Raw genomic sequence first — 12,664 nt, forward strand, 5'->3', positions numbered from 1 at the left:
CCTTTCTCGGCCGCGTCGCGACCGCAGCCGCAACGCACCGGTGGGATCACCCCCAGGGATTGCGGCGTCCGCCCGTGGTCCATGGGCCTGGCCGCCTGGCACCAACGCGCGGCGGCACCGCCGGGATGCGAGTAGATCCTCCGGGCGGCGGGCCGATGCGCGCGGCCAGCTGCTCCAGCGCCGCCACGCGGTTCTCGGTGGCCGGATGGGTGGAGAACAGCCCGTCCATCCGCATCCCGGAGAGCGGGTTGATGATGAACAGGTGCGCGCTGGCCGGATTGGCCTCCGCCGCCTCGTTCACCCGCCCCTGCTTGTACTGCTCGAGCCGCATCAGCGCCGAGGCCAGCGACCGCGGATCGCCGGTGATCTCCGCGCCGATCCGGTCCGCCTCGTATTCGCGGGAGCGGCTGATCGCCATCTGCACGATCATCGCCGCGATCGGCGCCAGCACGATCAGCAGGATCGTCCCGATCGGCCCGAACGGGTTGGACCGCCCGTCGCCGCCCCGGCCGCCGAACAGGAAGCCGAACTGCGCCAGCATGCCGATCGCGCCCGCCAGGGTCGCGGTGATGGTCATGATCAGCGTGTCGCGGTTCTTGATGTGCGCCAGCTCATGCGCGATCACACCGGCGACTTCCCGCTCGCTCATCATGTCGAGCAGGCCGGTGTTGACCGCCACCGCCGCACGCTCCGGGCTGCGGCCGGTGGCGAAGGCGTTGGGCTGGTCCTCGTGGATCACGTAGAGCGCGGGCATCGGCAGCCCCGCGCGCCCGGCCAGCCCGGCGGTCAGCTCATACAGTCGCGGCGCCTCCTCCGGCCCGATCGGCTGCGCGTTGTGCATCCCCAGCACGACGCGGTCGCTGTTCCACCAGGCGAAGATGTTCATGCCGCAGGCGACGACGAAGGCGATGATCATCCCCTGCTCGCCGCCGATGACGAAGCCGATACCGACGAACAGCGCGGTCATTGCCGCGAGCAGCAGCGCGGTGCGGAAATAGCCGGCCATGATGCGTCGCTCCCGAATGGCGCCCCTGCGCGTTGGCCCGGAGGACAAGACGCAGGGAGTAACTAGATGTGGGCCATGACCGACACGAACAACCGGGGCGCCCCGGCGCCCACCGCCATCCCCATCCAGGCCCAGCAGGTGCCGATCCCGCCCGGTGACCCGACCGGCCCCGCCCCGGGCCGCCCGGTGCCCGACCCCAATCCCGGCCCGCCCCCGTCCCCCGACACAGACCCGCCGCTGCCGGGCGAGGAGCCGCCCATCGGCGATCCGCCAAAGGAGCCGCCGATCCGCCTGAAGGAGGTCGGCGGCCCCGCCGGGCCGGAGCCGACCCGGTATGGCGACTGGGAGCGGAAGGGCCGCGTCAGCGACTTCTGAGCCGTCGGAACACCAGCGGTTGCGACTCGGGCCGCGACTCGGCGGCAGGACGGGAACGCGCTTGTGGGCGAAATCCCGAATTGCCCCAAGGTCTTGTGGCCGGGGAACAGTTTTCCCGAGTCAGCGATTCGTTCGCGCGACTCGGGGCAGAGGCTTGAATCGGCACGCTTCCGCCGGGCCGCCCAGCGGCCCGATTCACGCCTCGTTCCGGAACCGGGGAGAATCGGGAACCCCGGGCGCCCTCACCGCCCCTCCGCAGCCCCCCTCGCCCGCCCCCCCGGCCCCCCCCACAAGGCCCGGGCGCACAGCCCCGCCGCCACCGCGAACAGCGCGCCGACCGGCCCCAGCGCGGCGCGCGCAGCGGCCATCACCACCGGCCCGAGCGACTGGCCGAGGAAGAAGCTGAAGGCATGCAGCGCCACCGCGCTGCCGCGTGCCGTCGGCGCCACCTCCGTCACCCGCGTCTGGATCGAGGAATGGATCATGTAGAAGCCGAGGCCGAACACCAGGCACAGCCCGGCCGCCAGCCACGCCTGCGGCGCCAGCGCCAGGCCGGCCAGCGCGCCCGCCGCCACCGCCCCGCCCAGCACCACCAGCCGCGCCTGGTCCAGCCGGCGCAGCAGCGGCGGCGCCACCGCGGCGAAGACGAAGCCGCCCAGCGCGAAGCCCGCCAGCGCCAGGCCCGCCTCCGTTGCGCCATCGCCGCCGCCCGCCAACCCGCGCTCGACGAAGAAGGGTGCCAGGAAGGGGAAGACGCCGAACACCAGCGCCCCCTCGATGAACACCGCGAGATACAGTGCGCGCGCCGCCCGCAGGCCCAGGATGCCGCGGTAGCGCCGCAGCACCTCCACCAGGTCGAGCCGCCGCGAAGCGGGCTGCGCCGGCTCCGGCCGCAGCACCGGCACCGCGGCCAGTGCGATCGCCGCGCAGACCAGCAGCACGCCGCGCCAGCCGATCAGCGGCTCGAGCGTGGCCGCCATCACCCCGCCCCCGGCGGTGCCGGTCAGCCCCGCCACCAGCAGCCGCGACAAGGCGACCTGCCGCCGCTCCAGCGGCACGCTGTCGCCGATGCTGGCGATCGCCAGCGGAAACACCCCGCCCGCCGCCACGCCGGCCAGCACCCGCAGCAGCGACAGGCTGAGCAGATCCGGCGCCAGGGCCGAGACCGCCAGCGCCACCGCCAGCGCCAGCAGGCAGACGCGGATCACCCGCTGCTTGCCGATGGCGTCCCCGATCGGCCCGAGCACCGGCTGCACCAGCGCATAGGGCAGCGCGAAGGCGGTGCCGAGCAGCGCGACGCTCGCCGCCGCCACCCCGAACTCGCCCGCCAGCACGCCGACCAGCGGATCCAGCGCCCGCCCCGCCAGCGCGGAGGCGCCGGCGCCGAGCCCGAGCACGAGGATCAGGCGCGTCGTCGGGTCGGGCTTGAACGTCATGCCGGCCCCGATGTGCGCCCGCTTCCGGGCAGGCGCAACGCCGGGCCCGCGCGGGTCAGCCCACCCGGTTCTGCACCAGATCCTCCACCACCGCCGGATCGGCCAGCGTCGAGGTATCGCCCAGGCTGTCGGTCTCGTTGGCGGCGATCTTGCGCAGGATGCGGCGCATGATCTTGCCCGAGCGCGTCTTCGGCAGGCCCGGCGCCCACTGGATCGCATCGGGTGCGGCGATCGGCCCGATCTCCTTGCGCACCCAGGCGACCAGTTCCTTGCGCAGCGCCTCGGTCGGTTCCTCGCCGGTCTTCAGCGTGACGTAGCAGTAGATGCCCTGGCCCTTCAGGTCATGCGGCATGCCGACCACCGCGGCCTCCGCGACCTTCGGATGCGCGACCAGCGCGCTCTCGATCTCGGCCGTGCCCATGCGGTGGCCGGAGACGTTGATCACGTCGTCCACGCGGCCGGTGATCCACCAATAGCCATCGGCGTCGCGGCGGGCACCGTCGCCGGTGAAATACATGCCCTTGAAGGTGGCGAAATAGGTCTGCCCGAAGCGCGCATGGTCGCCATAGATCGTGCGCATCTGCCCGGGCCAGCTGTCCAGCAGCACCAGGTTGCCCTCGGCCGCGCCCTCGATGATCCTGCCCTCGCCATCCACCAGCGCCGGCTTCACGCCCGGCAGCGGCAGCGTCGCGGAACCCGGCTTCTGGGCGACGGCGCCGGGGAGGGGAGAGATCAGAATTCCGCCCGTCTCGGTCTGCCACCAGGTGTCCACGATCGGGCAGCGCTCATCGCCGACGACGCGGTAGTACCAGAGCCAGGCTTCCGGATTGATCGGCTCGCCCACGGAACCCAGGATGCGCAGGCTCTTGCGGCTGGTCTTCTTCACCGGCGCCTCGCCGTCGCGCATCAGCGCGCGGATCGCGGTCGGCGCGGTGTAGAAGATGTTGACCCGGTGCTTGTCCACCACCTCCCAGAAGCGGGAGACGGAGGGGTAGTTCGGCACGCCCTCGAACATCAGCGTGGTCGCGCCGTTCGCGAGCGGGCCATAGACGATGTAGGTGTGCCCGGTCACCCAGCCGACATCGGCGGTGCACCAGTAGATCTCGCCATCCTTGTAGTCGAACACGTATTGATGGGTGAAGGACGCCCAGACCATGTAGCCGCCGGTAGTGTGCAGCACGCCCTTCGGCTTGCCCGTGCTGCCGCTGGTGTAGAGGATGAACAGCGGGTCCTCCGCACCCATCGGCTCCGGCGCTGCGGTCTTCGGCTGGCGCTCGCACAGCTCGTGCCACCAGATGTCGCGGCCGTCCTGCATCTGAACCGTGCCGCCGGTGTTCCGCGCCACGATCACGTGCCGGATGGAGGGGCATTGCGCCAGCGCCTCGTCGGCATTGGCCTTCAGCGGCACCGGCCGCCCGCCGCGCCGCCCCTGGTCGGCGGTGATGAGCACCGAGCATTCGGAATCCTGGATGCGGCTGGCCAGGCTGTCCGGCGAGAAGCCGCCGAACACGATCGAATGGATCGCACCCACCCGCGCGCAGGCCAGCATCGCCACCGCCGCCTCCACGATCATCGGCAGGTAGATGCAGACGCGGTCGCCCTTCTTCACGCCGAGCTCGCGCAGCGCGTTGGTCAGCTGGCAGACCCGCGCATGCAGCTCGCGATAGGTGACCCTGGAATCGCTGTTCGGATCGTCGCCTTCCCAGATGATCGCGACGCGGTCGCCATGCCCGGCGTCGAGGTGCCGGTCGAGGCAGGAGACGGAGGCGTTCAGCACGCCATCCTCGAACCACTTGATCGAGATGTTGCCGGTGAAGTCCACGTTCTTGATCTTCGTCGGCGCCTTCATCCAGGCGATGCGCGAGGCCTCGGCGCGCCAGAAGCCGTCCGGGTCCTTGTCGGCCCGCTCGCACATGGCGCGGTATTTCGCCGCGTCCACATGAGCCTTGGCGGCGATCTCGGGCTTCACCGCGATCAGCGTGTCGGTCATCCGCTTCCCCCAGTCTCGGGCGCCCGGGGCGTCATCCGGGCCCGGGTCGGTATCGCCGGCAGTGGGGCACGCCTCCTTGATGTGCGTCAACCGGGTCGCCGGGGGCGTCCGCGCGGCGTGATCAGTCGTAGCGAAGCTCCGCCGCCTTGCCGCCGAAGATGCGCCAGGCCAGCACCGTGTAGGCCAGGATGATCGGCAGCACGAAGATCGCCCCGGCGAGGATCAGCGAGAGGCTCTCCGGCGCGCTGGCGGCCTGCCAGATGGTCATCCGCTCCGGCACCACATAGGGAAAGAACGACCAGGCGAGGCCGGCGAAGAACAGCGCGAACAGCCCCACTGCCCCCCAGAAGGGCAGCCGGCGCAGCGCATCGCCCGGCAGCGGCATGTGGCGCAGCAGGCTGCCGAGCCCGAGCAGCAGCGCCGCCGTGGCGATCGGCAGCGGCGCCAGCAGGAACACCTCGGGGAAGGTGAACCAGCGATCGAGGATGCGCGCGCTGACCAGCGGCGTGACGGCGGAGACCAGCAGGATGCCGATCCCCATCGGCCAGATCGCCTGCCGCGCCCAGGCGATCGCCTGGCGCTGCAGCGGCCCCTCGCAGCGCCAGATCAGCCAGGCGGCGCCGATGAAGGCATAGGCGATCGCCAGCCCCACCGCCGCCATCGCCGCGAAGCCCAGCGCCGCCCAGCCCTCCGCGAAGCCCAGCACGTAGCGCCCCAGCATCCAGCCCTGCGACAGCGCAGCGAGCAGGGAGCCGGCGAAGAAGGCGCCGTCCCAGCGCCGCTTGGATTGCAGGTCGGCCGCCTTGGCGCGGAACTCGAACGCCACGCCGCGCAGCGTCAGCCCCGCCAGCATCGCCGCCACCGGCAGATAGAGCGCGGTCAGGATGATCCCGTGCGCCACCGGGAACGCCACCAGCAGCAGCCCGACGCCCAGCACCAGCCAGGTCTCGTTGGCGTCCCAGAAGGGGCCGATGGCCGCGATCATGCGGTCGCGGTCGCGTTCCTCGTCCATCCCGGGCAGCAGGATGCCGACGCCGAGGTCGAAGCCGTCCAGCACGACATAGGCGAGAATCGAGGCCGCCATCAGCGCCGCGAAGATCACCGGCAGCCATTCGGCGGGCAGGAAGGGCGTCATGCCGTGACCCCCCGCACCAGCACCGCCGGCTCGATCACGCGGCCCTTCGCGGCGAGGCGATAGAGCGTCGCGACATAGGCCACCAGCAGCATCGCGTAGAGCAGCAGGTACATCGCCAGCGTCGCGCCGACGCTCGCCGCCGGCACCGGCCCGACCGCCTGCGCGGTGGTCAGCACGCCGGTGACGAGCCAGGGCTGGCGGCCGATCTCCGTCACGTACCAGCCGGCCAGCGTCGCCACCCAGCCGGAGAAGGTCATGACGACCAGGCCGCGCAGCAGCCAGTCCGGCAGCACGCCGCGCCGCCACAGCAGGAAGGCGCCGAGCAGCCCGCAGGCGATCATCAGCATCCCCGTCCCGACCATCACGCGGAAGGCGTAGAACACCGGTGCCACCGGCGGATGCCTGCCCGCGAAGTCGTTCAGCCCCGGCACCACGCCATCGGCGCGATGCGTCAGGATCAGGCTGGCGCCGGAGGGGATCGCGATCTCGAAGCGGTTCTCCCGCGCTGCCTCGTCCGGCACCGCGAACAGCACCAGCGGCACGTTGCCGCGCGTCTCCCAATTGCCTTCCATCGCCGCGACCTTGGCGGGCTGGTGCTGCAGCGTGTTCAGCCCGTGCAGGTCGCCGAGCACGAGCTGCGTCGGCGCCAGCACCGCCGCCATCACCACGCCGGTGCGCAGCGCCGCGGCCACGGCCGGCGCGCGGTCGCCGCGCAGCCAGCGCCAGGCGGACATCCCCGCCAGCAGGAAGGCCACCGTCAGCCCCGACGCCACCAGCATGTGCGCCAGGCGGTACGGCATGGAGGGGTTGAAGACGATCGCCACCCAGTCGGTCGCATGCGCCACGCCGTCGCGCATTTCGAAGCCTTGCGGCGTGTGCATCCAGGAATTCAGCACCAGGATCCAGAAGGCGCTCATCGTGGTGCCGAAGGCGACCAGGAAGGTCGCGCCGGTATGCGCCCAGCCCGGCACGCGGCGGAAGCCGAACAGCATGATGCCGAGGAAGGTCGCCTCCAGGAAGAACGCCGTCAGCACCTCATAGGCCAGCAGCGGCCCCGCGATGTTGCCCACGCGCTCCATGAAGCCCGGCCAGTTGGTGCCGAACTGGAAGCTCATTGTGATGCCGGAGACGACACCAAGCGCGAAGGACAGCGCGAACACCTTCACCCAGAACCGGTAGGCGTCCATCCACTTCGCATCGCCGGTGGCGTTGAAGCGCAGCTTGAAGAACAGCAGCACCCAGCCGAGCGCGATGGTGACGGTGGGGAACAGGATGTGGAAGGAGATGTTCGCCGCGAACTGGATGCGGGCCAGGATCAGCGCGTCCACGTCCGGCTACTCCTTCTTCTTGCGCCGCCCGAGCGAGACCACCTTGTCGGTCGCCTCCACCAGCCGCGCCACGCGCGAGCCGAGTGCGAGCAGCTGTGCCAGCCGCTCGGCCTCCAGCCGCTTGACGTCGTCGTACCAATTGGTGAGCTGCTCGATCAGCCCGTGCATGTCCGCCATGCGCTGCTGCGCGTGGCGCTCCTCCTCGCTGGCGGGCGCCTGCATCAGCAATTCGCGCAACACGGACAGCGTGGGGTCCACCTCCCGCTTCTTCCGCTCCTCCGCGAGCACGCGCAGGATCTCCCAGACATCGCCGGGCGTGGTGAAGTGGTCGCGCCGGTCGTCCGGCACGTGCTTCGGGATCGCCAGGTTCCAGCCCTGCAACTCCCGCAGCCCCATCGAGACGTTGGAGCGGCTGACGCCCAGCGCCTCGACGATCTGGTCGGCGTTCAGCGGCGCCGGCGAGACGTAGAGCAGCGCGTAGATCTGCCCGACGGTGCGGTTGATTCCCCAGCGGCTGCCCATCTCGCCGAAATGCAGCACGAAGGCCTGGATCAGCGGCGGCAGGTTCATGGCGGCGGTCCCGATCGGGGGGAGGTTCTGAAGTTTCAGTAATTTCTGAAAATCCAGATGGTAATCGTTCCGACGGGGTCAAGGGGCGCGGTGCCGGGGTGGCCGCCGGCGGCGCCCCGCCGCAGTATCCGCCGCCTTTCAGACCCGCCGGAGCCCCGATGACCCCGCCCGACATCGCCCTCGCCCGCAGCATCCTGTTCGTCCCCGGCCACCGCCCGGATCGCTTCGCCAAGGCGCTGGCCACCGGCGCCGACGCCGTGGTGATCGACCTCGAGGATGCCGTGCCGCCGGGCGAGAAGGCGGCCGCGCGCCAGGCCGTGCTGGCGCGGCCGGCCGCGCCCGCCGGCGTCGCGCTCGGCGTGCGCATGAACCCGCTGCCCTCGCCGGAGGGCATCGCCGACCTGGCCGCGCTGATCGCCGCCGCTGCGCCCGATTTCCTGCTGCTGCCGAAGGTGGAGGCGGCGGAGGAACTGCGCATCGTCCGCCGCGCCTTCGCCGCCGCCCCGCGCCCGCCGCAGCTCGTCGCGCTGGTCGAGAGCGCGGAGGGCCTGGCCCATGCCGGCGCCATCGCCGCCGAGCCCGGCTGCGTCGCGCTGGCCTTCGGCGGCGTGGACCTCGCCGCCGATCTCGGCTGTGCGGTGGCGTGGGAGCCCTTGCTGCCGCACCGCGCCGCGCTGGTCGCCGCGGCCGCGCGCGCCGGCCGTGGCGTGGTGGACGTGCCCTTCCTCGCGCTCGAGGACGAGGCCGGTCTGGCGGAGGAGACGCGGCGCGTTCAGGCGCTCGGCTTCACCGCCAAGCTCGCCATCCATCCCCGCCAGGTGGCGACCATCCAATCCGTGCTGACGCCGACCGCGGACGAGGTCGCCCGCGCCCGCCGCGTGGTGGCGGCGATGGAGGAAGCCGCCGGCGGTGTCTGCGTGGTGGACGGCAGGATGGTGGACCTGCCCGTCCTGCGCGCCGCACGGCGCGTCCTCGCCCGCGCGCACTGATGCAGGGGGCCGGGGACGATGATCGTCCCCGGCGGGGGTCGCGGGGGCAGCGCCCCCGCTTGCTTCGTCAGCCCTTCTTCACCGCCTGCGGCAGGAACGCCCCGTTGTAGTACGGCGTCACGGTCAGCGGCTTGCGCGCCGCGTAGACATAGGCCGGGTGGTAGATCATGTGGATGATCGCCTCCTCCCCGATCGCCACATCCGCCGCCTGCGCCAGCAGCGCGTTGCGCTTGTCCTCCTCCATCACCGTCAGCGCCTCCGCCACCAGCGCGTCCGCGCGCGGCGAGGAGTGCCGCGTGCGGTTCGCCGTGCCGAGCCCGCGGTCGCGGTCATAGGTGTGCACCAGCGCGCGGTAGGCGTAGCTGACGTTGTCCGCGCCGTACTGCGCCGCCATCAGGCTGAAGGTCTGGCGCGAGGCCGCCGGGAAGAAGGCCGCGTTCGGCATGGTCTCGACCTGGGTGCGCACGCCGATGCGCGACCAGAACTGCGCGATCGCCTGCGCCACGCGCTCGTCATTGGGGTAGCGGTCGTTGGTCGCGTGCAGCGTCGCCTGGAAGCCGTTCGGGTAGCCCGCCTCGGCCAGCAGCCGCTTCGCCTGCTCCGGGTCGTAGGGCGTGACGCCGAGCGCGGAGGACGTGCCGGGCGTGCCGGCCGGCAGCAGATTGGAGGCGACCGTCGCCGCATCTTCCATCACGCGGCTGACGATCGCCTCGCGGTTGATCGCCAGCGACAGCGCCTTGCGCACGCGCGCATCCTTCAGCGGGTTGCGCTGCAGCGGCTGGCCGTTGTTGTCGCGCAGATGCGGCGTGACGTCGCGATCCATGTCCATCGCCACGTACATCACGCGCATGCCGGCCGTCTGCGTCAGGTTCAGTTGCGGATCGCGGCGCACCCGCGCGATGTCCTGCACCGGCACCTCGTCGATCGCCTGCACATCGCCGGCGAGCAGCGCGGCGACGCGGCTGGAATCGGTCGGGATGACGCGGAAATCCGCGCGCTCGAAATCGGGCCGCGCGCCGTACCAGTGCGGGTTGCGCCGCATCGCGACGAACTCGCCGAAGCGGTAATCCTCCAGCACGTAGGGGCCGGAGAAGACGCCGACCTGCTTGGCGTTGAAGTCGGTGGTCTTCAGATCCGGGCCGAGTGATTTCGAGATCACCGCGATCTCGGTCATGTCCTCGACCATGAAGGGATAGGGCTCCGCGGTGTGCAGCCGGATGGTGCGGGGATCCTTCACCTCCACATTGGTGATGGCGCGCACGAAGATGTGGTACGCGCCGGCCGAACCCGTGATCGTCGGCACGCGGCGGATCGAATAGGCGACGTCCTCCGCGGTGATCGGGCTGCCATCGCTGAACTTCGCATCGGCGCGCAGCGTGAAGTCCCACGCCTTGCCGTCCTCCACCGTGCGCCAGCTCTCGGCGATGCCGGGCTCCGGCTTGCCGTCGGGCGTCATGCCGACGAAGCGCGCATGCAGCGCCCGCAGGATCGCTTGCTCGCCGGACAGGCGGAAATGCGGATCCATGGAGGTGGGGCTGAGCTTGATGCCGGCGCGCAACGTGTCGCCCGTATTGGATTGCGCCAGCGCAGCGCGGGGCAGCCCGCCGGCGGCGGCCAGCGCGGTGGCGGCGACGGTCCGAAGGAATTCGGCGCGCTTCATGTTGGTTCTCCCGAGACGTGTTTCCCGGGCGATCTTCGACCCCAAGCGGTGCCTCTGGCAACCCGCGAGCCTTCTGTTTGCGGAGCAGGTTCGCGCGTCCGGGCGATGCCTCCCTGCGGCGACCTACTCCAGCCTCAGCCCAGCAGCGCCGCCGCCAGCCCCAGTGCCACCAGCAGCGCAAAGCCGCTTGCCACCAGCACGCCCTTGCCCAGGCCCATCCGCTTGCCCGGGTCGCCCGGCGGCGGATCGGCCATGCGTTGCGCCTCCCGGTCCATGCGCACCATCTCCGGCGTCATCGGCGTGCCCGCCGCTTCCGCGCCGGTGCCGAGATTGGCCATGCCGGGGTCGAACACCGCGACCTTGTCGCCGGCAGCACCGCTGATGATGTCCTGCTTGAGATGCGCGACATTGGGGTGCTGCCCGTCATCCGAGGCCGGCTGCGGACGCGGCTCGATCTCGGTCGGGTCGTCGTGGCGGGGCAATTCGTTGCGGCGGGCCATGGGGTGCCTCCCTCCTTGCTCCCGGCGCCGGCGCGGCGCGGGAGCGGTCCCCCCGGCAACGCCGCACCCCGCGCAAAGGCTCCCCGCTGCGCGCTCAGCCGGGCTGCGACTTCACCCAGGCGATGTAGCCCCGCACATCCGCCGCCGGCTCCGCATAGGCCGCGCCGAGCGCCGCCTCCACCGCCTGCCGATAGCGCGTCGCCCAGTCCGGCAGCGTCTCCTCGATGGCGGCGGTGAATTCCAGCGAGCAGGCCAGCCGGATGTCGGCGATCGAAGGGCTCTCCCCGCCGATGAAGGGCCCGTCGCCGAGGTAGAAGCTGCGGAACACCTCGAGCGGCTCCGCCATCGCCGCCGCGGCGGCCTTGCGCGCGGCCTCCTTCGCCTCCGCCGTCGCCTCGCTCGCGCCCACCTCGCCGGCGTAGAGCGGGAAGCCCAGCTTCGGGTAGCAGGCGCGCGCGAGATACGGGTAGAGCGTGCCCACGAGGTAGAACATCGCGCTGTCCACCATCGCCCGCCTGGCGGGATCGGTCGGGTAGAACCGTTCCAGGCCGTGCCTGTTGCAGAGATACTGCATGATGGCGCAGCTCTCCCACAGCACGCCCTTCGGCAGCCCGCTCTCCTCCAGCATCGGCGTCAGGTGCGAGGGGTTGCGCGCCGAGAAATCCGGCGTGCGCGTCTGCCCATAGGCGTCCTGCTCGGCGAAGGGCAGGCCGGCGGCGCGGAGGAAGACGCGCACCACCATGTTGTTCACGCTCGGCTTGATGACGTGGAGCTTCAGCTCGGACATGCGCTTCTCCTGTCGGTCAGTACGGGTTCCTCGGCGAGCGGTCGGCGGACAGCGTCGGCTGCCGCGCCGCCACCAGCTCCTCGATGGCGTCGGCCAGGTGGATCTCCGCGATGTTCGCATCGCCGCGCGCCACCCGGATGCGATGCGCCGCGAACAGCACATCCGCATGAGTGCAGCCCCCCGGCGGCTCGAAGCGGTAGGAGGCCAGTTCGACCAGCAGCCCCAGCGGATCCTGGAAATAGATCGAATCCATGAAGCCGCGATCCTTCACGCCGCTGTGGCGGATGCCGCGCTCGTCCAGCCGCCCGACCGCCTGCAGGAAGGTCGCGCGGGAGACGGCGAAGGCGATGTGGTGCACGCAGCCGATCCCGGTCGGCGTGCGCTCCGGGTCGGGGCGGCGGGATTCGTCGGTGAAGACGGTGATCAGCCGCCCGTCGCCGGGGTCGAAATACAGGTGGCTCTCGCTCGCCTTGTCGAGGTTCGGCTGCTCGAAGATGAAGGGCATGCCGAGCACGCCTTCCCAGAAGTCGATCGAGGTCTGCCGGTCGGCGCCCACCAGCGTGATGTGGTGCACGCCCTGGGACTGCAGCTTGCGCATGGCGTCCTCTCCCTGTTCGCGCCAGCCTAATACCAACGGCCGCTTACAGCGACTCGTTGGTATCCGCCTTTACGCCCTCAAACGCCGGGCGCGCGCTCCGCGCGCTTGGCTTCGCCGCACAAGCGGCGGCGGCCATTCGGCCGCTCGCCCGCCTCTGGCGGGCGCAGGTCACTCGACAGGGAGCGGTTGAAGCGGGCTAGACCATTATTGGCCTGACTGTGCATAGCCGCAGTGTCGCAGGTAGTCGGTGCATTCTTCGGGGCTGAAGCGGTCAAGGAGGTTGCCGATGG

General features: G+C 71.1%; 12 protein-coding genes. 2 read left to right on the top strand and 10 right to left on the bottom strand.

What is annotated here, in order from left to right; genetic code table 11:
• Positions 1 to 46: 46 nt before the first annotated feature.
• On the bottom strand, positions 47 to 1,006 hold the full coding sequence (htpX, locus tag ACESM1_RS26880) for a zinc metalloprotease HtpX (protein ID WP_372624305.1): 960 nt from the start codon (positions 1,004 to 1,006) through the stop codon (positions 47 to 49).
• A gap of 258 nt (positions 1,007 to 1,264) precedes the next feature.
• Between htpX and ACESM1_RS30400 the strand changes: the two genes are divergently transcribed.
• Positions 1,265 to 1,381 (top strand): DUF1674 domain-containing protein, encoded by a 117-nt coding sequence (locus ACESM1_RS30400; protein ID WP_411278383.1) that lies wholly within the window; start codon positions 1,265 to 1,267, stop codon positions 1,379 to 1,381.
• Positions 1,382 to 1,623: 242 nt separating this feature from the next.
• Here ACESM1_RS30400 and ACESM1_RS26890 read toward each other — a convergent pair whose 3' ends face one another.
• The 5 genes from ACESM1_RS26890 to ACESM1_RS26910 form a co-directional block, all read right to left on the bottom strand.
• On the bottom strand, positions 1,624 to 2,817 hold the full coding sequence (locus tag ACESM1_RS26890) for an MFS transporter (RefSeq protein ID WP_372624307.1): 1,194 nt from the start codon (positions 2,815 to 2,817) through the stop codon (positions 1,624 to 1,626).
• A gap of 55 nt (positions 2,818 to 2,872) precedes the next feature.
• Positions 2,873 to 4,807: an acetate--CoA ligase gene (gene acs / locus ACESM1_RS26895; RefSeq protein ID WP_372624308.1), complete on the bottom strand. Its 1,935-nt coding sequence runs from the start codon at positions 4,805 to 4,807 to the stop codon at positions 2,873 to 2,875.
• 121 nt (positions 4,808 to 4,928) lie between these two features.
• Entirely contained in the window at positions 4,929 to 5,942 is a 1,014-nt protein-coding gene (locus ACESM1_RS26900) for a cytochrome d ubiquinol oxidase subunit II (protein WP_372624309.1), read from the bottom strand.
• On the bottom strand, positions 5,939 to 7,270 hold the full coding sequence (locus tag ACESM1_RS26905; protein ID WP_372624310.1) for a cytochrome ubiquinol oxidase subunit I: 1,332 nt from the start codon (positions 7,268 to 7,270) through the stop codon (positions 5,939 to 5,941). Before ACESM1_RS26905 ends, ACESM1_RS26900 begins: the two co-directional genes overlap by 4 nt.
• A gap of 6 nt (positions 7,271 to 7,276) precedes the next feature.
• Positions 7,277 to 7,840, bottom strand: a complete 564-nt coding sequence (locus tag ACESM1_RS26910) for a GbsR/MarR family transcriptional regulator (RefSeq protein WP_372624311.1) — start codon at positions 7,838 to 7,840, stop codon at positions 7,277 to 7,279.
• A 158-nt stretch (positions 7,841 to 7,998) separates the two neighbouring features.
• Here ACESM1_RS26910 and ACESM1_RS26915 point away from each other — a divergent pair, with 158 nt between their 5' ends.
• Positions 7,999 to 8,829: an HpcH/HpaI aldolase/citrate lyase family protein gene (locus tag ACESM1_RS26915; RefSeq protein ID WP_372624312.1), complete on the top strand. Its 831-nt coding sequence runs from the start codon at positions 7,999 to 8,001 to the stop codon at positions 8,827 to 8,829.
• 67 nt (positions 8,830 to 8,896) lie between these two features.
• Here the strand turns inward: ACESM1_RS26915 and ACESM1_RS26920 are convergent, their stop codons facing one another.
• The 4 genes from ACESM1_RS26920 to ACESM1_RS26935 all read right to left on the bottom strand — a co-directional run bounded on the left by ACESM1_RS26920 (position 8,897) and on the right by ACESM1_RS26935 (position 12,374).
• Positions 8,897 to 10,489, bottom strand: coding sequence for an ABC transporter substrate-binding protein (locus ACESM1_RS26920; RefSeq protein ID WP_372624313.1), 1,593 nt, complete (start codon positions 10,487 to 10,489; stop codon positions 8,897 to 8,899).
• A gap of 134 nt (positions 10,490 to 10,623) precedes the next feature.
• Positions 10,624 to 10,989 carry a hypothetical protein gene (locus tag ACESM1_RS26925; RefSeq protein ID WP_372624314.1) on the bottom strand — a complete coding sequence of 122 codons (366 nt, stop codon included), beginning with the start codon at positions 10,987 to 10,989 and terminating at the stop codon, positions 10,624 to 10,626.
• A 94-nt stretch (positions 10,990 to 11,083) separates the two neighbouring features.
• Positions 11,084 to 11,776, bottom strand: coding sequence for a glutathione S-transferase family protein (locus ACESM1_RS26930; RefSeq protein WP_372624315.1), 693 nt, complete (start codon positions 11,774 to 11,776; stop codon positions 11,084 to 11,086).
• A 16-nt stretch (positions 11,777 to 11,792) separates the two neighbouring features.
• Positions 11,793 to 12,374, bottom strand: coding sequence for a VOC family protein (locus tag ACESM1_RS26935; RefSeq protein ID WP_372624316.1), 582 nt, complete (start codon positions 12,372 to 12,374; stop codon positions 11,793 to 11,795).
• Positions 12,375 to 12,664 lie beyond the last annotated feature (290 nt).

This window comes from Falsiroseomonas sp. (assembly GCF_041690465.1).
Classification (GTDB): Bacteria; Pseudomonadota; Alphaproteobacteria; order Acetobacterales; family Acetobacteraceae; genus Falsiroseomonas.